Source organism: Oceaniglobus ichthyenteri (genome assembly GCF_003057885.1).
Classification (GTDB): domain Bacteria; phylum Pseudomonadota; class Alphaproteobacteria; order Rhodobacterales; family Rhodobacteraceae; genus Oceaniglobus; species Oceaniglobus ichthyenteri.
Genome location: NZ_QAGK01000006.1, coordinates 150,714 through 175,239 on the forward strand (window position 1 = coordinate 150,714; position 24,526 = coordinate 175,239).

General features: G+C 59.5%; 22 protein-coding genes. 11 read left to right on the forward strand and 11 right to left on the reverse strand.

All coding sequences use genetic code 11. The annotated features are described in order from the left end of the window. Positions 1-26: 26 nt before the first annotated feature. The 3 genes from ispG to C8265_RS10945 form a co-directional block, all read right to left on the reverse strand. Positions 27-1,160: a flavodoxin-dependent (E)-4-hydroxy-3-methylbut-2-enyl-diphosphate synthase gene (gene ispG, locus C8265_RS10930; RefSeq protein WP_108484044.1), complete on the reverse strand. Its 1,134-nt coding sequence runs from the start codon at positions 1,158-1,160 to the stop codon at positions 27-29. 72 nt (positions 1,161-1,232) lie between these two features. After that, positions 1,233-2,462, reverse strand: a complete 1,230-nt coding sequence (locus C8265_RS10935) for a helix-turn-helix domain-containing protein (protein WP_108484045.1) — start codon at positions 2,460-2,462, stop codon at positions 1,233-1,235. 317 nt (positions 2,463-2,779) lie between these two features. Continuing rightward, positions 2,780-3,364, reverse strand: a complete 585-nt coding sequence (locus C8265_RS10945; protein WP_108484047.1) for a 5-aminolevulic acid synthase — start codon at positions 3,362-3,364, stop codon at positions 2,780-2,782. Between the two features lie 136 nt (positions 3,365-3,500). Here C8265_RS10945 and C8265_RS10950 point away from each other — a divergent pair, with 136 nt between their 5' ends. The 4 genes from C8265_RS10950 to C8265_RS10965 all read left to right on the forward strand — a co-directional run bounded on the left by C8265_RS10950 (position 3,501) and on the right by C8265_RS10965 (position 7,872). Next, positions 3,501-4,886, forward strand: a complete 1,386-nt coding sequence (locus tag C8265_RS10950) for a M20/M25/M40 family metallo-hydrolase (RefSeq protein ID WP_108484048.1) — start codon at positions 3,501-3,503, stop codon at positions 4,884-4,886. Between the two features lie 29 nt (positions 4,887-4,915). Then, positions 4,916-5,857, forward strand: coding sequence for a nucleoside hydrolase (locus C8265_RS10955; protein ID WP_108484049.1), 942 nt, complete (start codon positions 4,916-4,918; stop codon positions 5,855-5,857). Further along, positions 5,854-6,297 carry a GNAT family N-acetyltransferase gene (locus tag C8265_RS10960; RefSeq protein ID WP_108484050.1) on the forward strand — a complete coding sequence of 148 codons (444 nt, stop codon included), beginning with the start codon at positions 5,854-5,856 and terminating at the stop codon, positions 6,295-6,297. The genes C8265_RS10955 and C8265_RS10960 overlap by 4 nt, the downstream gene beginning before the upstream one ends. Before the next feature lie 150 nt (positions 6,298-6,447). Then, a complete protein-coding gene (locus C8265_RS10965; protein ID WP_108484051.1) occupies positions 6,448-7,872 on the forward strand; it encodes a protein adenylyltransferase SelO in 1,425 nt (474 codons plus the stop codon). A gap of 135 nt (positions 7,873-8,007) precedes the next feature. On the opposite strand, the gene C8265_RS10970 is transcribed toward C8265_RS10965, so the two are convergent. Together C8265_RS10970 and C8265_RS10975 are read right to left on the reverse strand one after the other, a co-directional pair. Further along, positions 8,008-8,556 (reverse strand): peptidylprolyl isomerase, encoded by a 549-nt coding sequence (locus C8265_RS10970; RefSeq protein WP_108484052.1) that lies wholly within the window; start codon positions 8,554-8,556, stop codon positions 8,008-8,010. Next, a complete protein-coding gene (locus C8265_RS10975) occupies positions 8,549-9,055 on the reverse strand; it encodes a peptidylprolyl isomerase (RefSeq protein ID WP_108484053.1) in 507 nt (168 codons plus the stop codon). Before C8265_RS10975 ends, C8265_RS10970 begins: the two co-directional genes overlap by 8 nt. A 141-nt stretch (positions 9,056-9,196) precedes the next feature. Here C8265_RS10975 and C8265_RS10980 point away from each other — a divergent pair, with 141 nt between their 5' ends. From C8265_RS10980 to C8265_RS11010, 7 genes are all read left to right on the forward strand, one after another. Continuing rightward, complete coding sequence (locus C8265_RS10980) at positions 9,197-10,387, forward strand: phosphoglycerate kinase (protein WP_108484054.1); 1,191 nt, start codon at positions 9,197-9,199, stop codon at positions 10,385-10,387. Between the two features lie 72 nt (positions 10,388-10,459). Next, positions 10,460-12,079, forward strand: a complete 1,620-nt coding sequence (locus tag C8265_RS10985) for an SEL1-like repeat protein (RefSeq protein WP_108484055.1) — start codon at positions 10,460-10,462, stop codon at positions 12,077-12,079. Positions 12,080-12,240: 161 nt separating this feature from the next. Beyond that, a complete protein-coding gene (locus tag C8265_RS10990; protein ID WP_108484056.1) occupies positions 12,241-13,170 on the forward strand; it encodes a class I fructose-bisphosphate aldolase in 930 nt (309 codons plus the stop codon). 175 nt (positions 13,171-13,345) lie between these two features. Further along, entirely contained in the window at positions 13,346-13,648 is a 303-nt protein-coding gene (locus C8265_RS10995) for an FtsB family cell division protein (RefSeq protein WP_108484057.1), read from the forward strand. 86 nt (positions 13,649-13,734) lie between these two features. Continuing rightward, positions 13,735-14,730 (forward strand): pyruvate dehydrogenase (acetyl-transferring) E1 component subunit alpha, encoded by a 996-nt coding sequence (gene pdhA, locus C8265_RS11000; protein WP_108484058.1) that lies wholly within the window; start codon positions 13,735-13,737, stop codon positions 14,728-14,730. Positions 14,731-14,733: 3 nt separating this feature from the next. Continuing rightward, positions 14,734-16,092 (forward strand): pyruvate dehydrogenase complex E1 component subunit beta, encoded by a 1,359-nt coding sequence (locus tag C8265_RS11005; protein ID WP_108484059.1) that lies wholly within the window; start codon positions 14,734-14,736, stop codon positions 16,090-16,092. A 62-nt stretch (positions 16,093-16,154) separates the two neighbouring features. Beyond that, a complete protein-coding gene (locus tag C8265_RS11010; protein WP_108484060.1) occupies positions 16,155-17,462 on the forward strand; it encodes a pyruvate dehydrogenase complex dihydrolipoamide acetyltransferase in 1,308 nt (435 codons plus the stop codon). Here C8265_RS11010 and cysE read toward each other — a convergent pair. Genes cysE through C8265_RS11040 form a run of 6 tightly spaced genes read right to left on the reverse strand, consistent with a single transcriptional unit; the run spans position 17,459 to position 24,526 of the window. Beyond that, positions 17,459-18,271, reverse strand: a complete 813-nt coding sequence (gene cysE, locus C8265_RS11015; RefSeq protein ID WP_108484061.1) for a serine O-acetyltransferase — start codon at positions 18,269-18,271, stop codon at positions 17,459-17,461. The genes C8265_RS11010 and cysE overlap by 4 nt on opposite strands. Then, the gene (locus C8265_RS11020) at positions 18,237-18,620 is read right to left on the reverse strand and encodes a DUF7742 family protein (RefSeq protein ID WP_108484062.1); all 384 of its coding nucleotides are present in this window, start codon (positions 18,618-18,620) and stop codon (positions 18,237-18,239) included. The genes cysE and C8265_RS11020 overlap by 35 nt, the downstream gene beginning before the upstream one ends. Then, positions 18,608-22,519, reverse strand: a complete 3,912-nt coding sequence (locus C8265_RS11025) for a baseplate multidomain protein megatron (RefSeq protein WP_108484063.1) — start codon at positions 22,517-22,519, stop codon at positions 18,608-18,610. The genes C8265_RS11020 and C8265_RS11025 overlap by 13 nt, the downstream gene beginning before the upstream one ends. Then, a complete protein-coding gene (locus C8265_RS11030; protein ID WP_108484064.1) occupies positions 22,519-22,965 on the reverse strand; it encodes an NlpC/P60 family protein in 447 nt (148 codons plus the stop codon). Before C8265_RS11030 ends, C8265_RS11025 begins: the two co-directional genes overlap by 1 nt. After that, positions 22,962-23,897 (reverse strand): DUF2163 domain-containing protein, encoded by a 936-nt coding sequence (locus tag C8265_RS11035; RefSeq protein WP_108484065.1) that lies wholly within the window; start codon positions 23,895-23,897, stop codon positions 22,962-22,964. The genes C8265_RS11030 and C8265_RS11035 overlap by 4 nt, the downstream gene beginning before the upstream one ends. After that, complete coding sequence (locus C8265_RS11040) at positions 23,894-24,526, reverse strand: DUF2460 domain-containing protein (RefSeq protein WP_108484066.1); 633 nt, start codon at positions 24,524-24,526, stop codon at positions 23,894-23,896. Before C8265_RS11040 ends, C8265_RS11035 begins: the two co-directional genes overlap by 4 nt.

The window sequence follows — 24,526 nt, forward strand, 5'->3', positions numbered from 1 at the left end:
GCTGAAATACCTGACGATCCGGGCGGTTATCCCGCGGCGCGGTCGGCTTCAACTTTCTCGGCTTCCAGCACTTCGGCCCGTTTTTCGACCTGTTCGACAATGTGATCAATCATCTGATCGTTGTTCAACTTGTGGCTCTGACTACCGGCCAGATACACCATGCCCGATCCGGCGCCGCCACCGGTAAAGCCCACATCGGTCATCAATGCCTCACCGGGGCCATTGACCACACAGCCGATAATCGAAAGCGACATCGGCGTTTTGATATGTTCCAGACGCTGTTCCAGAATCTCGACGGTTTTGATCACATCAAACCCCTGGCGCGCACAGGACGGACAGGAAATGATATTCACCCCGCGGTGCCGCAAGCCAAGGGACTTGAGGATCTCGAACCCTACTTTCACCTCTTCCACCGGATCGGCAGACAGGGACACACGAATCGTATCGCCAATGCCCATCCACAACAGATTGCCCAGCCCGATGGCGGATTTGATCGTGCCACTGGTCAAACCGCCCGCTTCGGTGATGCCCAGATGGATCGGCGCGTCGGTCACATCGGCCAATTGCTGATATGCGGCGGCCGCCATGAACACATCAGACGCTTTGCAGCTGATCTTGAACTCGTGAAAATCATTGTCTTGCAGGATCTTGATATGATCCAGCCCCGATTCAACCATGGCATCGGGGCACGGTTCGCCATATTTTTCCAACAAATGCCGCTCAAGCGAGCCGGCATTCACGCCGATCCGTATGGAACAATTGTTGTCACGCGCGGCGCGAATAACCTCTTTTACCCGCTTTTCATCGCCAATATTGCCCGGATTGATCCGCAAACAGGCTGCGCCCGCCTCGGCCGCCTCAATCCCGCGTTTGTAATGAAAATGGATATCGGCCACCAAAGGCACCGGGCTTTCGCGCACGATTTCGCGCATCGCTTTGGCGCTGTCCTGATCGGGAACGGAAACCCGCACGATATCTGCCCCCGCCTCGGCCGAGGCCTGAATCTGGGCGATGGTAGCGCGGGCATCGGTGGTTGGGGTGTTTGTCATCGTCTGCACCGTGATCGGCGCGTCGCCCCCCACGGGCACATTTCCCACCATGATCTGACGGGATGTCCGGCGGTATATATTCCGCCAGGGGCGAACTTGATTCAACGACATGGGATGGCCCTTTGTCAGTCTGGTTTGCAATTACAAATAGGTGACAGCGCGGCGCAGCGCAACGGTTTGCAGTTATTCTTCGACCGGCGCCAAAAGCGAGGCATCCGCCACCACCGTCGCCAGATCGCCGTCTTTTTCCAAATCGGCAAGCTGATATTGGTTGCGCAGGCTATCGGCTGCCAATTTCAGATTCCTTGTCACCTGGCCATTGCGCCCGGCCGGGCCATACGCATCACCGTTGACGGCAAAGTATATCGCACCGGATTCGCCGGTCAGCAACGTGGCCGCCTCTTCGGTTTGGGGCATCACGAAACGGTCGCCCTTGTTCATGATGTTTTCATAGATAACGGTCCCATCGGCGGCCCGCACCCGTACCCAGCTTTCGCGCACGGCAAACAGCACGACTTCGGGCACGTTGTCGGCCACGACCTGGGGCGTTTCAACGGCCAGATCGACCGCGCCAAATCCCGGTGTGCTGACCAGATCCGACACGGTCAGGGCGGCCACTTCGCTGTCGCGACGCGACAGGACGGTATCAGATGCAATCGCCCCACCCGCACGCGGATCAAGGGTTGAGATCGGCGCATCGCGCGACACCATCACCGGCACATCCAACGCCTGTGGACGATACAGCCGGTCAAATCCGTTATCCTCGCCCGAGGTCACACCGGCGACGGCATCGTTCCCCACGGGCATCACAGCCCCCACACCGATCAACGGGTCAAGTTCGGACACAACGCCGGGGGCCTGATCAACGGGAACAAATTCAACCTTCTGAACCTCGGTCAAAAAGGAATAACCGCCATAGCCAATGCCACAGATCAGCGCGAGCAACACCGCGCTGGACCCGATTGCGCCGGGTTCGATCCGCGACAAAAAGCTGTGCCGCTCCTGCGAAAACAGCACGGTGGATTCCGCAAACGGATCGCGGCGCGGGCTGTCGGCGGTGCGGGTTTCGGTGCGTTTGGATGACGCCGCATGCGACATGCCATGGGCGGTTTCAAACCCGCCTTCGGCACAGAACGCCTTGTAAGCCCACTCGGGGTCCAACCCCAGATAGCGGGCATAGGACCGCACATAACCGGCGATGAATCCGGGCGTTTCAAACGCATCGGGATCGGCATTTTCGATGGCCGCAATGTATGTCGCCTTGATTTTCAGCTCGCGTTGGACATCCAGCAATGATTTGCCCAACGTGGCCCGTTCGCCACGCATCACATCGCCCAGCCGCAGATCGAAATCATCAAAACCCTTAGGCTTTTCTTCTTCTACGACTACTGGCGTCCGAAAACGTCGGATCATCTTGCCCACCAAATTTACTGCCCCGTTTACCGCCGCTTCGCGCGATTCGTTCGCGCGCCTGTTTCGAACTTGTTATCACAGTGTTCCCGGCAATGCATACGCAGAAATCGTATCCACCGCATTTTTTGGCGTTTTTTCGCGCAATCGCAGCGCGTTAAGCCGGTTTCCTGAGTTGCAACATTTCGTTTATCGAACCCCGGCGGGCGGGATTTGCGCCCTGCACCGCAGGGGCGATCAGACCAAATAAAAACTTTATTCTTTCAAATCAAATCCCTGCAGTGGGTTCTTTATGTACCACCCGAAGCACCGAGCAGGATTTATTCCGCAATCACCACGACACAGTCGCTTGCGCCGCGCGATTTGGCGGTCCGGTTACAATCGTTTTTCGCAGCATCCGCCGCACCCGGCCCCTTGGCCATGGCCCATTCTCCGGTTGCCGGCGAAATCGCCAACGCCTTCGGCCCACCCCCGGCCCAGTTCTTGTTGAACCCTTCGGTCGCATCCACCGACAGTTGCAGCGCCCGTGCCGTGTGCTTGTTGGGCAGGATATGCGCCGCGATTACACAGCGGGCGCTGCCGGGCTTGCGGGCCTTGTCACAGGCGGCCTTTGCGGCGCGTTCGGCAGGTTTGATCGAATGATAATTTGCCGCGGCCAATGTCGCCTCGGCCATCAAACCTTCGTCGGGGGAAATGGCGACCGCGCCATAATATTTCTGTTGCTTGGCCACTTCGGCCAGCACCAGTTTATCTTTCTGCGACAGTTGCGGCAGGTTGAACAGCGTGATCGTGACACCCCGCTCCGAAAACAGCGCCCGCTTTGCCGTGGCACCATCGACAGTCTGCGCAGCGGCAGGCATTGCAAAAGCGGAAAAAATAGCAGCGGCACAGGCAAAACGACGCATCACAAGGGCTCCGGTTACGAAAAATTTGCCTGACTTTTAACGCCACCCAATCAAAAAAACCACCCCGGCGGCGGCACCGCTGGACAGTGCGCGCGCAATTGTTACTGTCGGCGCAACCCTTCAATCTGGAGTTCCCATGCCTTCTGCCAATTCGCTTGACGCTGTTCTGAACCAAATCGATGCCGATCTGCCGCAATCTCTGGACCGGTTGATGGATCTGTTGCGCATTCCGTCGATTTCGACCGACCCGGCCTATAACGCCGATTGTGACCGCGCTGCCGATTGGTTGGTTAATGATCTGCGCAGCTTGGGTGTAAGCGCCGAAAAACGCACAACACCCGGTCACCCCATGGTGGTGGGCCACACCAAAGGCAGCGGGCGGCATCTGCTGTTTTATGGTCATTATGATGTACAGCCCGTTGACCCCCTGAACCTGTGGGACAACGATCCGTTCGATCCCCGGATCGAAGACACTGAAAAGGGCAAGGTCATTCGCGGCCGCGGGACTGCAGATGACAAAGGCCAGTTGATGACATTTGTCGAAGCCTGCCGCGCCTGGAAGGCCGTGCATGGCGAATTGCCCGGAAACATCACATTTTTCTTTGAGGGCGAAGAGGAAAGCGGATCGCCCTCGCTGGTGCCATTCATGGAGGAAAACAAGGACGAGCTGACCGCCGATCTTGCGTTGATCTGTGACACGGCCATGTTTGACGACAACACACCGGCCATCGTCACCATGTTGCGTGGAATGCTGGGCGAAGGGCTAACCATCACCGGGCCAGACCGTGATCTGCATTCGGGATATTACGGCGGCCCGGCGATCAACCCGATCCGCGTCCTGTCGCGCATCATCGCCGGATTGCACGATGACACAGGCCGGATCACGATTCCCGGGTTTTACGATGGCGTGCCCGAATTGCCGGGGCAATTGCGCGGCCAGTGGGAACAATTGGGATTTGACGCCGATGCCTTTTTGGGCGCCGTGGACCTTTCAACACCCGCAGGCGAACAGGATCGCACAGCGTTAGAGCAAATATGGGCGCGCCCCACGTGCGAGGTGAACGGCATCTGGGGCGGGTATCAGGGCGACGGGTTCAAAACCGTGCTGCCGTCACAGGCCCATGCAAAGATCAGTTTCCGCCTCGTCGGCACCCAGGACCCGCTCGCGATCCGCAAGGCATTTCGCCAGATGGTCGAAGACCAACTGCCGCCCGATTGCACCGCGACCTGGAAAGACCACGGCGCATCCCAGGCCAGCCAGATGAGCATTGATGACCCCGCCTTTGATCTGGCCCGTCACGCCCTGTCGCCGGAATGGCCAAACGAGGCGGCCTATATCGGCGGCGGCGGTTCGATCCCGATTGCGGGCCATTTCAAATCAATCCTGGGAATGGATTCCATGCTGATCGGATTTGGCAAAGATGACGACGCCATCCATTCGCCCAACGAAAAATATGATCTGCGCAGCTTTCACCATGGCATTCGCAGTTGGGCGCGGGTGCTGGACGCGCTGAGCCAATAACGACACCTCAATATAAGGACGCCAGCGACATGGCCCCACGCAAGATAATTATCGATACCGACCCCGGCCAGGACGATGCCGTCGCGATTCTGCTGGCCTTGGCCAGCCCGGATGAGATTGACCTGTTGGGCATCACCGCCGTGGCCGGAAACGTGCCGCTGGCGCTGACCCAAAAGAACGCGCGCATCGTCTGTGAATTGGCCGGGCGGCGCGATGTGGCGGTGTTTGCGGGCTGTGACAGACCCCTGAACCGCCCCTTGGTCACCGCCGAACATGTGCATGGAAAAACCGGGCTGGATGGCCCCACCCTGCCCGACCCGACGATGACGCTCCAAGATCAGCACGGCGTCGATTTCATCATCGATACCCTGCGCCGCGAACCGGCCGGCACCGTGACCCTGTGCGCGCTGGGGCCGCTGACCAACCTTGCCACCGCGCTGACCCGCGCCCCCGAAATTGCCGAAAAGATCGCCGAAATCATCCTGATGGGCGGGGCCTATTTCGAAGTGGGCAACATCACCCCAACAGCTGAATTCAACATCTATGTTGATCCTGACGCTGCAAAAATCGTGTTTCAATCGGGCGTGCCGCTGGTGGTGATGCCACTGGATGTGACGCACAAGGCCTTGGTGACACCGGCGCGCACCGCCGCGTTTCGCGACATCGCCACGCCCGTGGGCGATGCCGTGGCCGAGATGACCGACTTTTTCGAACGCTTCGACAAAGAGAAATACGGCAGCGAAGGCGCGCCACTGCACGACCCCTGTGTCACGGCCTATCTCATCCAGCCCGACCTGTTTCGCGGGCGCCACATCAACGTCGAGATTGAAACCACATCCGAACTGACCATGGGGATGACCGTGGCCGATTGGTGGGGCATCACCGACCGCCCCAAAAACGCCCTGTTCATCGGCGATATTGATGCGGGCGGGTTTTTCGATCTGCTGACCACGCGGCTGGCCCGTTTGTGAGCGTCACCCTGCGGATCGCCACCCAAGAGGACCATGATCGCGCGCTGAACATGGCCACCGCCTTTCACGAAGAGGTGGGCAACAGCACCGACGCGGTGGCCACGGCCCTGCCCGCCCTGTTGGAGGGCCTGCCGGCGGCTGTGTTCTATTTCATCGGCCCGCCCCGCGCGCCGGTCGGTTATACGCTGGTTTCCTTTGGCTATGCCTTGGATCTGGGCGGGCCGACCGGCACCATTGCCGAGCTTTACATCCGCCCTGCCGTGCGCGGGCGCGGCATGGGCGGCGAGGCGGTCAGCGCGCTGGCATCCGTGCTGGCCAAGCACGGGGTGCGGGCGTTGCATATGGATGCGGCACACGCCAACCCCCGCGCCCTGGTGTTCTGCCGCCGCCTCGGGTTTGCAGCCCGCACCAGCCACACGATCATGACCCGCCTGTTGTGACCACGCGGAGCGGGCCAAGGCCTGCACACGATATTTTGTCTGGCGCTTGTTGGCGCGGTTGCACAGGCCCGCTGCCCGCGGTGTTGCGCCGCGCCGGGGTGGAAACCGGGGGCGGCCCGGCCTAGGTATCGTTCAACGGGGGATATTGCGATGACGCCACAGTTCAACTTTGACAACAGTTATGCCCGGTTGCCGGCACGGTTTTACACCCGTCAGGCGCCCAGCCCGGTGGCCAAACCCGGGATCATGCGGGTGAACACCAAACTGGCGTTGGAGCTGGGCCTTGATCCGGCGGAATTGATTGCCCCCGATGGTCTGGCCATTCTGGCCGGGAACGCGGTGCCCGAGGGGGCCGAGCCTTTGGCACAGGTTTATGCCGGGCATCAGTTTGGCGGCTGGTCGCCACAACTGGGCGATGGGCGCGCCGTATTGCTGGGCGAGTTGATGACACCCAAAGGGCGGTTTGATCTGCAACTGAAAGGGTCGGGGCAAACCCCCTATTCCCGCATGGGCGACGGGCGCGCCTGGCTTGGCCCGGTGATGCGCGAATATATCGTCAGCGAGGCGATGCACGCGCTGTCCATCCCCACCACCCGCGCTTTGGCCGCTGTTACCACGGGCGAGGTTGTGATGCGCGAACGCCGTTATCCCGGCGCTGTGCTGACACGTATCGCACGCAGCCATATTCGTGTGGGAACGTTTCAGTATTTCGCGGCAAAGCAGGATGTCGAAGCATTGCAAACCCTGTGCGATCACGTGATCGCCCGCCACTACCCAAAGGCCGACGGGCCACTGGGCCTGTTGAATGCGGTGATCGAGGCACAGGCCATGCTGATTGCCAAATGGATGGCCGTTGGATTTATCCACGGGGTGATGAACACCGATAACATGAGCATTGCTGGCGAAACCATCGATTACGGCCCCTGCGCGTTCATGGATACCTATCACCCCGAAACCGTGTTTTCGTCGATCGATCACAATGGCCGCTATGCTTATGCCCGGCAGCCCGACGTTGCGGTTTGGAACCTTGCGCAACTGGCCACCGCGCTTTTGCCGCTGCTTGGCGAACGTGAGGCCGCCATTGAACGCGCCACCGAGGCGGTGCATCGTTTTCCGGCGCTGTTCGCCACAGCCTGGCAGGATACATTTCGCGCCAAGCTGGGCCTGACCACCCCGGAACAGGACGACCCCGAGCTTATTCAATCGCTGCTGGATCGCATGGCCCACGGTCAGGCGGATTTCACCAATACATTCCGCGCATTGGGCAAGCCAGAGGCGCGCGATCAGTTCACCGATCCCACCGCCTATGACACCTGGGCCGAGGTATGGCAGACGCGCCTGGCGCGTGAAGGGCGCAGCGTTGATGACGCCCTGACCCTGATCGCGCGGGTCAACCCCGCGATCATTGCGCGCAATCATCGGGTGGAACAGGCGATTGCCGCCGGGCTGAACGGCGATCTGGTGGCGTTCCATACCCTGACCGAAGCGCTGCAAACGCCCTTTGCCGACCACCCCGGGTTCGCAGCCCCCCCGGGCAAGGACGAAGCGGTCACCCAGACGTTTTGCGGAACCTGACCCAAGGGCGGGCCGGGTATTGCATGCCCCGCTGCCCGCCACGGGTGCCAATCAAATAATCAAATGCGGGCTTGCCCGCTCCGTTTGGTCAAACCCGGCTCTGGCCCGCTCCAAAAGGAACGGGCCAGAGCGATTTCAGTTGGTGACTGTTACAGATGTCATAACATCAGGGTTCGAGGCAACGGCACCCGATTGCCCGGCGCCGCGTTTGATCTGATCCACAACATCCATGCCATCGGTCACCTGACCCACAACCGTATATTGGCCGTTCAAATGCGGGGCTGGTGCGAACATGATGAAGAACTGCGAATTGGCGCTGTTCGGGCTGGCGGCCCGGGCCATTCCGATGGCCCCCCGGTCAAAATTACGGTCCGAAAATTCGGCCGCCAGATCGGGCTTGTCCGACCCGCCGGTGCCGGCCTTGCGCAATTCGCCATCGACCTTGCCAAACTGCACATCGCCGGTCTGGGCCATGAACCCTTCGATCACGCGGTGAAACACCACGTTGTCATAGGCCCCATCGCGGGCCAGTTGGGTGATCCGCGCCACATGGGCGGGCGCCACATCTTCGAACAGATCAATGGTCACGGTGCCATTGGCCTGACCTGAGACTTCGATTTTCAGGCCGGTCGCTGCCGCCGGGCTGGCGGCCAAAAGGGCCAGAACGAGCGCTGATTTAAGCATCTGCTGCCACTTTCACGCTGATCATCCGGTCGGGGGATGCGGGTGGTTCCCCTTTGGCGATGGCATCGACATGCTCCATCCCCTCAATAACCCGGCCATAGACGGTATATTGACCATTGAGAAAGTTATTGTCGGAAAAGTTGATGAAGAACTGCGAATTGGCGCTGTTCGGGTTTGAACTGCGCGCCGCGCCGATGGTGCCGCGATCATGGGGCAGTTTCGAAAACTCGGCCGGCAGATCGGGCTTGTCCGACCCACCTGTGCCCGCACTGCGCAGGTTGAAGTTCTTTTCCATGTTGCCATTGGCCACATCGCCGGTTTGCGCCATGAAACCGCTGATCACCCGGTGAAAGGCAACATTGTCATAGGCACCGCTGCGGGCCAGTTCTTTCATCCGCTCGACATGCTTTGGCGCGACATCGGGCAAAAGCTCGACAGTGACGGTGCCATTCTTCAGTTCGATCAGGATCGTATTTTCGGGGTCTTTGATCTCGGCCATATCAGGCTCCTCTTCAGCATAACGTTGCTGCCTGTCTAATGCGCGACAGGCGCTGTGAAAAGCCGAAACCGGGGCATAGCTGTTGACGTTACCGAGACGGGGCGCGACAACAGTATCAAATATGAACAAGGAGCGTGCGCCATGGGCTGGAAAACACTCGACGACAAGGACCTGACCGGCAAGATCGTGCTGACCCGGGTGGATATCAACGTGCCGATGAAAGACGGCGTGGTGACCGACAGCACCCGGATTGACCGGATCATCCCCACGGTGCGCGATATTCTGGCCAAAGGTGGCAAACCAGTATTGATGGCCCATTATGGCCGCCCCAAGGGGCAGGTCGTGCCCGAAATGTCGCTTGAACCGCTGGTGCCCGCCTTGGCCGAAGCGTTTGGCGTGCCGGTGCATTTTGCCAGTGATTGCATTGGCGCCCCGGCGAAAAAGGCGGTGTCGGGTTTGCCCGAAGGCGCGGTTTTGTTGTTGGAAAACACCCGCTTTCACCCCGGCGAAGAACAAAACGACGCAAAATTCGCCGCGTCGTTGGCTGCGTTGGGCGAAATTTATTGCAACGATGCGTTTTCCGCCGCCCACCGCGCCCATGCCAGCACCGAAGGTATTGCGCGTTTGCTGCCGTCTTGCGCGGGGCGCGGCATGGCGGCCGAGCTTGGTGCGCTTGAGGCGGCATTGGGCCAACCCAAACGCCCGGTTGTCGCCGTGGTGGGCGGCGCCAAGGTTTCAACCAAGCTGGATCTGTTGGGCAATCTTGTCACCAAGGTTGATCATCTGGTGATCGGGGGCGGCATGGCCAATACATTTCTGGCCGCGCAAGGCATCAATGTTGGCAAATCGCTGGCCGAACATGACATGACCGACACGGCCCGCGATATTCTGACCAAGGCGGAAACCGCCGGGTGCGAGATCATTCTGCCCACCGACATCGTCGTGGCACGTGAATTCAAGGCCGGAGCGGAAAATGAAACCCTGCCTGCTGATGCCTGTCCGGCGGATGCGATGATCCTGGATGCAGGGCCAGATACGGTGGCGAAAATCAACGCCACCTTTGGAAATTGCAAAACCCTGATCTGGAATGGCCCCCTTGGCGCCTTTGAAATTGCGCCGTTTGACAGTGCCACCAATGCCGCCGCTGCGCGCGCTGCAGAATTGTCGGCCAATGGGGCGTTGATTTCCGTGGCTGGGGGCGGTGACACCGTGTCCGCCCTGAACAAGGCAGGCGCCGCCGACAGATTTACCTATATCTCGACCGCGGGCGGCGCGTTTCTGGAGTGGATGGAGGGCAAAACCCTGCCCGGGGTTGCCGCATTGGGCGGGTAAGGCCCGTCAGACTTGATTTTAAACCGGGCACACGGTCAAATCCTTTCAGAGATATTTGAAAGGATTTGCACCATGCGTATTTTTCATTTTTCTACCGTCGCTGTCTTTACCCTTGCTCCGCTGGCGGCCACGGCCCAGGGCGCGCCCAGCCTGTGGGATCTGTTGAAACCTGAATATCTGGTGCAACGGGTGGTGCAGACCGGCATCATGGCCCTGCGCACCCAGATTGATTTAAAATATGGCGCGATGGCGGTGGATTTGCGCGTGGGTCAGGTAACGCTCAGCGATCTGACCCTTTGGCCAACGCTGGATTGGGATGCAGACGGTTCCTGCGCGATTGAATTTGATCGCGTGACCATCCGCGCCGCACCGTTGAACCGCCCCGATCTGATGAGGTTGAAGGCACAGGCCCAAGGCATGAATGTGGCGTCTGACTGTTTGCCGCCGGATCAACGGGGTATGGTGGCGATGATCGGACTGGAGGATGTGCGCGTGCCCCGTCTGACCATCGACATGCAATACGACATCGCCCAAGCCGAGGCCGATCTTCACGCCTATACGCAGATTGATGGGGTTGCGGCGGTCGATATCACCGCCGATCTATCCTATCTTTGGTTCCGGGGCCATGAAGACATGGAAGACCCCGAACCGGTCGTTTACCTGCGCCATGCTGCGGTTACGGTTGAAAATCTGGGCGGGTACGAAGCCGCCAAACCATTGATCCCGCCACCCTTTGTCGATCCGGCCCAGGCGCCGATGGTGATTGAGGGGATGATTGGCCAGATCCTGGCCGGGATGAACCGCGCCGCCGCGCCCACGGATGCGCCCGACGATACCAGCAAATTGAACGACGCACAGGTGGCCTTTATTGATTCAATCAAAACCAATCTGCCGCTATTTCTGGAAAACCCGGCCAAATTGGTGTTGGAAACCGGTTGGCCAACCACCGATGACGTGTTCGTGGATTTCAAGACATATGAAAGCGATCCGGCCCAGGCTTTTACCGATCTGCAACCCCGCCTGACCCTGGCCGCCGCGCCAGCGCGCGGCACGGTGCCTGCGGCCCTGTTACAACAGGCGTTTGACGAGGCACCGGCAGAATTGGACGATGACGATCTGTTGCGCGTCGGAGTGGCGTTGACCAGCGGCATCGGGGCGCCGCGCAATATCGGCGCGGGGGCTGCAATTTTGCAACGTCTGGCCGAATCCGGCGATGACGACGCCGCATTGGAATTGTCGGCCGCATTGGAACATCGTGATCCGGCGGCCTCCTATCGCTGGGCCTTGGTGGCGGGCGAAGGCAACCGCATCGGTGCTGCCGCGCGGTTGGACCGGTTGGAAGGCGTGCTGCCATTTGATCAGGTGTTGGATATCCAGACCCAAGTGCTGGGCGATGTCGAACACCCGCTTGAGGCGCTGCAATCGGTGGCGTTGATGCGGGATGAAGCCATCGGGCGGTTGTCGGGCATCGGGCGCGTCCGGTCCTATTCGGTGGCCACGCTATGGGCGTTGATGGGCGCGGCGGCCGGTGACAGCGAAAGCCGCGACATTCTGAAACAGATCGACGAACGGGCACGCATGGCCGATGCCGCCGGTCAGGCCGCCTGGGCCGAGATCGAAGCCGCCGCCGCCGATCTGGCGATGCAGGCATGGCTGGGTCAGGATCTGCCCGCGCGGTTTGGCCAAAACTGATTGCGCACCCCCGAGTGGTTTCGTGCGGTTTTTCGCACGAAACCAACATTTGGCCTGAAAAAATGATGGTGCAGCATGGTGTTAGCGCCATCAACGTTGCGCCGCTGTGATCGCCGCCCTATGGCACTGTCATAGAATTCAATTGATACAGGAGCGATCCCATGAAAGCCTCGCGCGCCGTCCGAAATATTCTTGCCAATTACGAAGGCGAAACCCCCGGCGTGAAAGCCAAGCTGTGCCAGATGCTGATGCATGGCAAGCTGAAGGGCACCGGCAAGATGATCATCCTGCCTGTCGATCAGGGATTTGAACATGGCCCGGCGCGCAGCTTTGCGCCCAATCCGCCTGCGTATGATCCGCATTATCATTACCAATTGGCGATTGATGCGGGCCTGAATGCCTATGCCGCGCCGCTGGGCCCGCTTGAGGCAGGTGCCGACACATTTGCCGGGCAAATCCCGACAATCCTGAAAGTGAACAGCGCCAATTCCTTGATGTCTGGCACGGCAGGCAAAAACCAAGCGGTCACAGCATCGGTTGATGACGCACTGCGCCTTGGTTGTTCGGCGATCGGGTTCACTATTTATCCAGGCTCGGACATGGCCATCGACATGATGGAAGAAATCACCGAGATGCGCAAAGAGGCCGCCGCCAAGGGCGTGGCGACCGTGATCTGGTCATACCCCCGCGGTGAGGCCGTGACGAAAGACGGTGAAACCGCCATCGACGTGGCCGCCTATGCCGCGCATATGGCCGCACTTTTGGGCGCGCATATCATCAAGATCAAACTGGGCACCGATCATCTGATGCTGCCCGAAGCGAAAAAGGTGTATGAAGAGCAAGGCATCGACGTATCAACCCAAGCCGCGCGCGTAAAACACTGTGTGCAGTCTGCATTCGACGGTCGCCGGTTGATCGTATTTTCGGGTGGAGCCAAAAAAGGCGCCGATTCGGTCTATGAAGATGCCCGCGCGATCCGCGATGGTGGTGGCAACGGTTCGATCATCGGGCGCAATTCGTTCCAGCGTGATCGCGACGATGCCTTGGCGATGCTGGACAAGTTGATCAATATTTACAAAGGCGCTGAATAATCCAAACGCCTGTGGATTTTGCAGGCGTTGAATTTGGATATTTTTAGCAAGAAAAAACAGGGCGGTTCAATTGGGCCGCCCTTTTTGCGCTTTGCGTTACCGGGGGATTCACAGCGGCGCAATTGTGTGGCATAAAATAACAACCGCGCCCGCAAGAGGCGCCATGAGGCAGAACATGACACATAATCGCAGACGGCCCGCCATTGGCGTGGCGATTTATTTCACCCTGACTTTTGTTTTGGGCACCTATTTTACCTTTGCCAGCGTACAGGGCGATTATGGCCTGTTTCAGCGCGTGCAGATCAATGCCGAGGCCAAGGGCCTGCGCGCCGAGCTTGAGCTGTTGGATGCCGAACTGAGCGCCCTTGAAAACCGGACGCGGCGGATGTCGGACAAGTATCTTGATCTTGATCTTCTCGATGAACAGGCGCGCGATGTATTGGGCGTTGTGCGCGCAAATGAGGTTGTTCTGCGCTGACCCCCCCTTGCGGATGTTGTTATCCGGTGTATCGTGGAATAGTTTAACACTGAACTACCCACACGCCCCGGGGAGGAGCCGCCGTTATGGCCACCAAGAAATCCGCCGCCAAACCCAATGTAAGCAAGGATGAATTGCTGCATTTTTACCGTGAAATGCTTTTGATTCGGCGGTTTGAGGAAAAGGCCGGCCAGTTATACGGCATGGGACTGATTGGTGGGTTTTGCCATCTTTACATTGGTCAGGAGGCGGTCGTCGTTGGATTGGAGGCCGCCGCGGAAGAAGGCGACAAGCGGGTCACGTCCTACCGCGATCACGGGCATATGTTGGCCTGCGGCATGGACCCCAAAGGTGTGATGGCCGAACTGACCGGGCGCGAAGGTGGATATTCGCGCGGCAAGGGCGGCAGTATGCATATGTTTTCGAAAGAGAAACATTTTTACGGCGGTCACGGGATTGTTGCCGCTCAGGTGCCAATTGGCGCCGGGCTGGCCTTTGCCGATAAATATCTGGGGAATGACCGGGTGACGTTTACCTATTTCGGTGATGGCGCGGCGAACCAGGGTCAGGTTTATGAAACCTATAACATGGCCGAGCTGTGGGATTTGCCGGTGGTGTTCGTGATTGAAAACAACCAGTACGCCATGGGCACATCCACCAAACGATCCACCAAATCGCCCAGCTATTGGGAACGCGGTGCCGCCTATGGCATTCCGGGCGAAGAGGTAGACGGCATGGATGTTCTGGCCGTGAAAGCGGCGGGAGAGAAGGCCGTGGCGCACTGCCGTGCGGGCAAGGGGCCCTATATTCTGGAAGTGAAAACATACCGGTATCGGGGCCATTCCATGTCGGACCCGGCCAAATACCGCACCCGCGACGAGGTGCAGAAAATGCGCGAGGAACGCGATGCAATCGAACATGTGCGCCAGATGTTGCTGACGGGCAAACACGCCTCTGAGGATGAGTTGAAAGCGATCGACAAGGAAATCAAGACAATCGTGAATGACAGTGCCGAGTTCGCCAAGGAAAGCCCCGAACCGTCGGTCGATGAATTGTACACCGATATTTTGGCGGAGGGTTAAGCCATGGTCGATATTTTGATGCCCGCCCTGTCGCCCACCATGGAAGAAGGCACATTGGCCAAATGGATGGTGAAAGAAGGCGATACGGTAAATGCCGGGGATATTCTGGCCGAGATCGAAACCGACAAGGCCACGATGGAATTTGAGGCGGTCGATGAAGGCGTGATCGGCAAGATTTTGGTGCCTGAGGGCAGCGAGGCGGTGCCGGTGAACACCCCCATCGCCACGTTGGAGGTTGAGGGCGAAGAAGCCGTGTCCCAACAACCCGCACCAGTGAAAACGCCGCCCAGTTCCGAGGATATTCCGGCAGAAACACGTCAGCATCCTGCCCCGGCCGCGGCGCCCGCGCCCGTTCAGGCCGATTTGCCAGCCGGAACAAAGATGAAAAAAACCACCGTGCGCGAAGCGTTGCGCGATGCCATGGCCGAAGAAATGCGCCGCGACGACAAGGTGTTTTTGATGGGCGAGGAGGTGGCCGAATATCAGGGCGCCTACAAGATTTCCCAAGGGTTGCTGGATGAATTCGGTGCGCGCCGGGTGATCGACACGCCGATCACCGAACATGGCTTTGCCGGGATCGGTGTGGGCGCGGCGTTTGCCGGGTTGAACCCGATTGTTGAATTCATGACCTTCAACTTCTCCATGCAAGCCATGGATCAGATTGTGAATTCCGCCGCAAAGACATTGTATATGTCGGGCGGGCAAATGGGCTGCCCCATTGTGTTTCGCGGTCCCAATGGCGCGGCGGCACGGGTGGCCGCGCAGCACAGCCAGGATTTCGCCGCCTGGTATAGTCAGATTCCGGGGTTGAAAGTGGTCATGCCCTATGCCGCCGATGACGCTAAGGGGTTGTTGAAATCGGCGATCCGCGATCCCAATCCGGTGATCTTTTTAGAGAATGAAATCCTCTATGGGCGCAGTTTCGATGTACCGGATGTGGAGGATTACACCGTTCCTTTCGGCAAAGCGCGCATTTGGCGCGAAGGCAGCGACGTGACCATCGTCAGCTTTGGCATCGGCATGACTTATGCGTTGGAAGCGGCCGAACGGTTGGCCGAAGATGGGATCGAGGCCGAGGTGATCGATCTGCGCACGCTGCGCCCCATGGACACGGGCGCGATCATCGAATCGGTCAAGAAAACCAACCGCTGTGTGACCGTCGAAGAAGGGTTCCCGCAAGGGTCGGTCGGCAACTATATCAGTTCGGTTTTGATGCACGAGGCGTTTGATTATCTTGACGCACCGGTGATCAATTGCACCGGTAAGGATGTGCCGATGCCCTATGCCGCGAATCTGGAAAAGCTGGCGTTGGTCACGACCGATGAGGTGGTGCAGGCCGTGCGCGATGTGACCTATCGTTAGGATGCCGATGATGCGCGATACGACAAAATTCAGCGGGCCGCGCCCGCAACAGGGAGACTGATATGCCAACCGAAATCCTGATGCCCGCCCTGTCGCCCACCATGGAGGAAGGCACGCTGGCCAAATGGTTGGTCAAAGAGGGCGACACCGTGTCGTCGGGCGATCTGTTGGCCGAGATCGAAACCGACAAGGCAACGATGGAGTTTGAGGCCGTCGATGAAGGCGTGATTGGCAAGCTGTTGGTGGCCGAGGGCAGCGAAGCGGTAAAGGTGAACAGCCCGATTGCGGTGCTGTTGGCCGAAGGGGAAAGCATGGACGATGCCCCTGCCCCGAACGCGCCAGAAAAGCCCAAAGAGGAGGCAGCACCCGCCACGCCGGCTGCTGGCGCGGCCCCCACCACGCCTAAGAAAGAGGCCCCCGCTGCGGCCAAGACACCAGCGCCCAGCGCCGATAAGGGTGAGCGTTTGTTTGCCACGCCTTTGGCCCGGCGCATTGCTGCGGATCGGGGGATCGACCTGTCGACGATCAATGGCAGCGGGCCGCGCGGACGGATCATCAAGGCCGATGTGATCGATGCCAAGGCCACAGCGCCCGCACCCAAACCCGCCGCCGCACCGGCCCCCGCGCCAACCGCCGCGCCCGTTTCGGCCAGCAAGATCGCCGCGATCTATGCCGACCGTCCCCATGTCGAGGTGCCGCTTGATGGAATGCGCAAAACCATCGCCGCGCGCCTTACCGAAGCCAAACAAACCATCCCGCATTTTTATCTGCGCCGTGATATTCGCCTTGACGCACTGCTGAAATTTCGCAGTGAGTTGAATGGCCAATTGGCCGCGCGGGGCGTGAAACTGTCGGTCAATGATTTTGTGATTAAGGCCTGCGCGCTGGCGCTGCAACAAGTGCCGGCCGCCAATGCGGTTTGGGCCGGGGATCGGGTGTTGCAACTGACCCCGTCCGATGTGGCCGTGGCCGTGGCGATTGAAGGCGGGTTGTTCACTCCGGTGTTGAAAGATGCCGAGGTTAAATCGCTCAGCGCGCTGTCGGCAGAAATGAAGGATCTGGCAAGCCGTGCGCGGGATCGCAAACTTGCGCCCCATGAATATCAGGGCGGCAGCTTTGCGGTTTCAAACCTGGGCATGTTCGGGATTGATAACTTTGACGCGGTGATCAACCCACCCCATGGCGCGATCTTGGCCGTGGGGGCCGGGGCGAAAAAACCGGTGGTGGGCGAGGATGGCCAGATTGAAGTCGCAACCATAATGTCGGTGACCCTGTCGGTCGATCACCGGGTGATTGACGGTGCGTTGGGGGCAGAATTGCTCAACGCGATCAAGGAAAATCTGGAAAGCCCGATGGTGATGCTGGCTTAACCGCTGAACTTTTCCAGTAAATGGTTCATGCTGGCCGATGGTTGTGAACAGCCCGCCTCGCCCACAATGCGGGCGGGCACACCGGCCACGGTTTTCATCGGTGGAATATCCTCTAACACCACCGACCCCGCCGCGATGCGGGAGCAATGGCCAACGCGGATATTGCCCAAAACCTTGGCCCCTGCGCCGATCAACACACCGTCGCCAATCTTTGGGTGGCGGTCCTGTTCCTCTTTGCCGGTTCCGCCCAACGTCACGGCATGGAGCATGGAAACATCGTTACCCACGACCGCCGTTTCGCCGATGACGATGGAATGGCCATGGTCAATCATGATGCCCCGTCCGATCCGTGCCCCCGGGTGAATATCGATTCCGAAAACCTCGCTCACCCGCATTTGCAGGAAATACGCAAGGTCATGGCGCCCCTGTTGCCACAGCCAATGGCCCAGACGGTAAGCCTGCACCGCCTGATACCCCTTGAAATACAGCAAAGGTTGGATCAACCGATGGCACGCCGGATCACGATCAAGGATCGCGACCAGATCGGCACGCGCCGCCTCGCCCAACCATGGGTCGCGCAGATACCCATCATCGGCAATTTCGCGCAAAATCTGTTCTGACATTTCGCCCGAGGCCAGCTTCAGCGAAATCCGATAGGCCAAAGCCCGTTCCAGGCTGCGATGGTGCAGAATGCTGGAATGGATCAAACCGCCCAAGAGCGGTTCATCCGATATGGCGCTTTGGGCCTCTTGGGTGATCTGGCTCCAAACTGGGTCAATCTCGGACAGGTGTTTCTGACGTTTTGGCATCACGTTTTCCTTTTGCGGCGCTCACCCCATACCACATCGGTCTATCGTGCCAATGTGAAAGACGCTGTTCGTTGGCGCATGAAAGGTGCCATAACACCGACGACAGGCAAAAACAAAACTCTGTGTCCGACAGCGGCGGTTCGGCCATGGGGCGGCGGCGCAGGGCGACCGACAGAAAACTGCCATCGCCCCAGCGCGGATGCGCCCGCCCGGTGGCGCGCAGATGGGCGGCCGCGCGCGCCGCCTCTTGCACCATGCGGTGCAACACCCATGCCCGGCGCGCGGGCGCGCACCCCCGCAGCACCCGCGCCAGCGCACTGGCATCGCCCAGCCAGATTACCCCAGCCATGCGGCGCGCCGATACAAGCCTGGCCCAAACCGATCCGAGATTTGCGCAACCTCAATCGCAAAGGGGGCGGTGATGCCATCGGATGTTTGCTGTTGCGCGCTATAGGTCCAGGATGGGCTGGTCACGGTGTGTGTACGCACAACCCCGCCGTTTTTTACCACACGCACGACATAGGATTCAGTGGTTTCATTCAGCGGCACATCGGTGTCACCCCAGGCATCGCCCTCATACCGGGTTCGGCGTATCCAGCTTGCCTGTATGCCACCCCCCTGCTGATTTAACCGCAGATGCACCGGCGCATAGGGCCGCAAGCCGATGCCATCGAACGCGCGCTGTTGTTCGCTGTAAATCGGATCGTCCAAGGGCCGCCCCGCGGGGCCAATCCGGTAATACCGGGCCAATCCACGGTTTGACGCGTCAAGCCCGATCTGTTCAATCGCGTTGTTCAATAACACCACGCGGCTGCCGATGGGCCATTCCTGTGGCATCAGGGCATCGGTGCCCAACTGCCCGCGCAACCGCTGTGTCAGATCATAGGTGCGTTCGCCCACCAGATTGGCCTGACCGAATTGAAACACCTCCCATATGTCATCATATCCGGTGCCGATGGCCATGGCATTGGCCCCCGCCAACAGCCGCGCCATGGTGACAGAATCCAACGCCCCGCCCAACAGTCGCACCCTGACCGGCGCGCCATTGTCGATCAGGCCCGCCGGGGCCGAAAACAAAGTGCTTTGCGTCACCCCCACAGTCGCCTGCGCCGAAATCAGTTTATTCAGCACAAAGCCATCTTCCAGCGCGGAATCATACACCGCCACCGATCCGGGCCAAGGCCGCCCCATAACCGCAATATGGGGCGCATGCGCCACCTCGCTGCCGGTTATCAGCGGCAGATCAAGGAACACGGGCAACACCGGCACCGGCGCCACAAACGGGGCCAGGCGCACGGTTGCATCGACAGAATCGCTGGGCTGATAAAGTTCGGGTTCGATCCGTACTGCCTCAAGAATTTGCTGACCGGCCTGTTCCACGTGATCAACCCGGTAAAGCCCGTTTTTAACCCGCACCACATCGCCCGCGCCCAGATGCAATTTCGACATCGGCAGGGAGAATTTAAGCCGATCGCGCGCCACCCGCGATTCAGCCAGCCAGCGTTCGACGATGCCCGTCGCCTCGGCCCTGGTCAGCACCAGCGGAATTTCCGATTGCGACACGGCAAAGCTGCGCTCGTCAGGGAAAATCGCCTCGGCGGCTTGCACATCGAAATTCCCCTCGGCCGAGACAAAATTCAGCCGCAACCTCCCGACGCTATCGGCCTCGGGGTTGCGAATGGCGTCGATGTCGCCCTCCACATCCTCGCTAACGGCCACGGTTGCCGGATCAATCTGTGCAATTTCACGCCCATCACGGGATTGAAAAATCAGCGTGCCGTTGCGCTCCACCGCATCAAACCCATAGGCCAACATCAACGGTTGCAACCGTTGGCGCGCACCGCTGGAATCGCCAATGACATAGCCACGCACCACGTCAAACAACCGGCTGACATCCACATCATGCACGCCCGACAATGCACAGATTTCGCGCACCACGGATGACAGCGCCCGCGATGTCGCCCGCCCGGTAATCCAATGGCCGCGCGCATAGTTATCAGCATCATCCCACAACGTGCTGTTGCCCGGAAAATACGGAAACGGCCGCGCATCCCAGGCCCAGACCATGCCACGGGTCATATCCACCATCTGCACGCCAAACTCATCGGACACCGGGTTGTTCGCCGGCGTCGCCCAATAATCGGCCATGGCCCGCAGATATTGCATCTGCATCAGATCATCGCGCCGCCCGGTCGAAAATTTCGGCAGGCTGCTTTCGCTGGATTTCGGATCAAGAAATTTGTTCGGCTGGTTCGCGCCCTTATCAATCACCGCACAGCCGTATTCGGTAAACCAGATCGGTTTGCTGCCGGGCACCCACGCGGTTGGCGTTGCGCTGCGCACGCCACCGGGGCGGTCATAATGATCGCGGCTCCACCAATTGCGCAGGTCTTTATAACGAAACACCCATGGTTCGTTATAGGCCCCATCGGTGATCGGCGTGCGGCGTTGAATCGCTTCGGCGTCGGGGGCGTGGTAATACCAATCATACCCTTCACCGCCCGCAATATTGGATTGCAGGTAATCCAACCGATAGATTGATCCCCAATCCGCATCGGCATGATCAAACCCATCGCGCCAATCGGCCAATGGCATGTAATTGTCGATACCGATAAAATCGATCGCCGGATCGGCCCACAAAGGATCAAGGTGAAAGAACACCTCGCCCGATCCATCCTGCGGGTGATAGCCGAAATATTCGGACCAATCCGAGGCATAACCGATCTTGCAATCGGGCCCCAGAATGGCGCGCACTTCGCCCGCCAGTTGCACCATCGCCGCGACAGCAGGAAAGCTGTTTGCCGCCCCACGAATTTGTGTCAGCCCACGCATTTCCGACCCGATGCAGAACGAATGCACACCACCGGGAACCGAGGCGCACAAATGCGCATAATGCAGGATGAACCGGCGATAGGAAAACTCTGACGGGCCGGTGTAATCCACACCCTGATCCGTTACGGTAAAATCGCCCGGCTGCGCCTGACCGAAAAACGCCGCAACTTCGGCAGCCGCCTGCGCGGTCTTGTCAGGGGTGCCTGCCCGCCCCGGCGCGACCGATGTGGTGATCCGCCCACGCCACGGCAAAACAGGCTGATCGTCTGCATCTGAATACGGATCGGCCAAGCCATTACCGCCCAGTTGCTCCATCAGGATAAACGGGTAAAACATCACATCCTGCCCCGCATCGCGCAGGGCAATGATTGCCTCTTTGATCGATTGATCCGACGGTGTCCCGCCATACACCACATTCCCGTCAACCTTGGCCAAAGCCTGCGCGTTGCTGCGGGAAATGCCTGATACGGTCCAAGGCATTTCGACACCGTCAAATTCAACCTGTTCCACCTTGGGCGCGATGTCACATTCACCGCAGCGCAGATCATTGCCAAACCACGACACGATCAATGATGTTGTCTGGCAATTGGGCAATTCACCCTGCAATGCATCGACAGAGGCGGCAAAATCGGTTTTTCCCAACGGCGAATTGACATTGGCAAAGGTCGACACGCCCGGCTCTTTTTCAAACCGGACCGGCGTGGTGGCCAGGGCATATTCCCCGGTGCCCGGCATCATCGCCACACCCTGGATGCCGCCTGCCAAATCCGCCGCGCCCACCTGTGATTGCGCCGCCGGTTCCGGGCGCACCACTTCGAAACTGAACTGCGGCACGCGGTTTCCATAAGCGCCCAATTCAAGATCCTCGAACACCACATAGGCGATGCCACGATAGGCGGGCACGTTTCCCGTGCCTTCAACCGCCTCGATCTTTGGATCGGGCAATTGATCTTCTGAACCGGGGTAAATCCGAATGTTGAAATCATCCAGACTGGCCTCGGCGCCATCCACCCAGACCCGGCCAATGCGCGAAATTTCACCTTCGCACAGGGCAATCGCCACCGATATGGAATAGCTATAGGCGGTGGTCGATGGCCCCGAAGGCATGCCCTTGCCCGAACCACTTGTCGTGGTTTTTTCCTGAAACTGGGTTGACCATATCACCTGGCCCGAAACGCGCGTGCGGCCAAATATCTGATTGATCGGCGTGCCTTCGCTCGCTCCGGTCAGGCGAAACCGCTCAACCTTGCCGGTTTCCACCGCTTGCGATCCGGCACCAAGGATCGACTGGTCAATCACCCGACCCAGCGTCGCCCCGATGGCCCGGCCAATCACCACCGATGACAGGCCCAAAACCCCGCCCCCCAAAGAGGCCCCTGCAGCCGCCCCAAGGGCGGAAAGAACGATTGTGGCCATCAGTGCCTCCTGTCAGGAAATTCAAAGCGCGCCACGATGCGGCGGCGCCAGGGGGCGCTGAGCGGGCTTTCAACCACGCCATGCCCCGTATAGGCGTGAATGAATGTGGGCTCCGGGCCGGTTTGCCCGATGATGCCCAGATGTTTGGCCACGCTGCCCTGGCGCATCCGAAACAGCACCACATCGCCGACCGATAAATCACCCAAAGGCTGTGCCACCAGATACAGTGCCGCGGCACGCCACAGGCGTTCATCCTGCTGGGGTTCTGACCAATCGGGCGTATAGGGCGGCACCTGTGCAGGTTCGCGCCCATAGAGCGCGCGCCATACGCCGCGCACCAACCCCAAACAATCCACGCCCGCGCCCAGACACGAGGCCTGATGCCGGTACGGCGTGCCGATCCATTCGCGCGCATGGGCCGCCGCGTCAGCGCCCGGCCCCCTCATGAATCGCCTCCGCTCGCTCGTGGCAATGCGCGAACCTGGCGGCGCGGCGTCAATGACCCACCGCCCGTATCATCACCGCTGCGCGGATATGCCATCAGCCAATCCTCACCCGGGATATCGGGAAATCCGCGAAAATTGTTGATATTGTTGAATTTCAATCGGCAAGATTCGACGCGCTTGTCACATCCCGCCTCAAGACGCACGATATCACCGGGCGCGATCTCAAGGCGCAGCGCCTCCCATACCTCAATCGTGCGACCGGTGCCCATCAACCGATCATTCTTGATGATGGCGACAATGCCTTTGGCCGCGCCGCTTTGCACGATCAACCGACCGCGTTCAAACCACCGATCATCGAACCCGTCCAAGGCGGCAAAGCGAAAGAATTTTCGCCCCTCCACAGCCTCGACCGCGCGGGTCTCAACATATCCGGGTGTGTTCAGATCAAACCGGCACAGGCTATCGCCCAGCACGGCGGCACAGGGCGCCTGATACACACGCCCCTGCGGTTGGTTCAACGCCTCGGTCAGACCCCGCAATTCGGCGCGAAACGCCCCGGCGGCGCGCTGAATCTCGCCCATCGCGCCGCGAAACTGCAGCACCCGTTGCGCCGGATCGGCCCAGTTCACCAGCCAGGCCAAAACCTCGGCCCCGTCAAACAGCCCGGCCAAAATATCCTCTTCGCTGACCGACACATCGCTTAACACGCCCAGCGCCTCAGAGTTATCGACAGCCAAACCAGTCGTCTGTTCAAACGCGCGGGCCGACATCCCTTCGGAGGCGACAAACACCTGACCATCAAAGGCAAGCGTGCTATCGTGATCGGTAAACCCAAACCGCACGCCATCACGGCGCACCACTTGCCAACAGCGGCATACCGACGTGATGCCGGTTTCCAGATGCGCCTGCAACGCGGTGGGAAACCCGGTCATAACCGCACCTCGATCACCGGCACGTTGGGCACATTCCCGGCCTTGAAACTGGCCACCGACACCTGAATAAGATCGGTATCAAACCGCACCGGCACGTCAAATTCAAACCCTGCGGTGATTTCCACACCGGCGGCGGGCACGTTGTATAACGTCACCTTGCCCGTGGTCACATCCAGATCGAAATGCACCGCCTCGCGCAGCAAATCGCCTTCCATGCCCAGGGTCACGGTGCCCGCCACCGGTTTCACCACCGGGCGCAAATACGGGTTTGCCCCTGCCTGATAGGTTTTGGAAAGTTGAAATTCCGCGCTTTGCCCATCGCCGTAGCCGATGATCTGATCGTCAAATTCGGGTTCGCGCGAGACGGGGCAGGTTTTATAATCGGCCCAGTCTTTCCAGCGAAACCCATGCAACTGCCCGCGCCGCGCCTCAAAAAACGCCAGCATCAGTTCAACATCGTCCAATGATCGCATCCCCAATCCGGCGTCATAACGCCGCCGCGAATGCGCCCAAGGCGTGTTGCGCTCTTCATAACCATTGGCCAAGGTCACAACCTCGGTGCGCCGCTCTGGCCCACCGATGGATCCAAACGACAGATTGGCCGGAAACCGTATTTCGTGAAATGACAT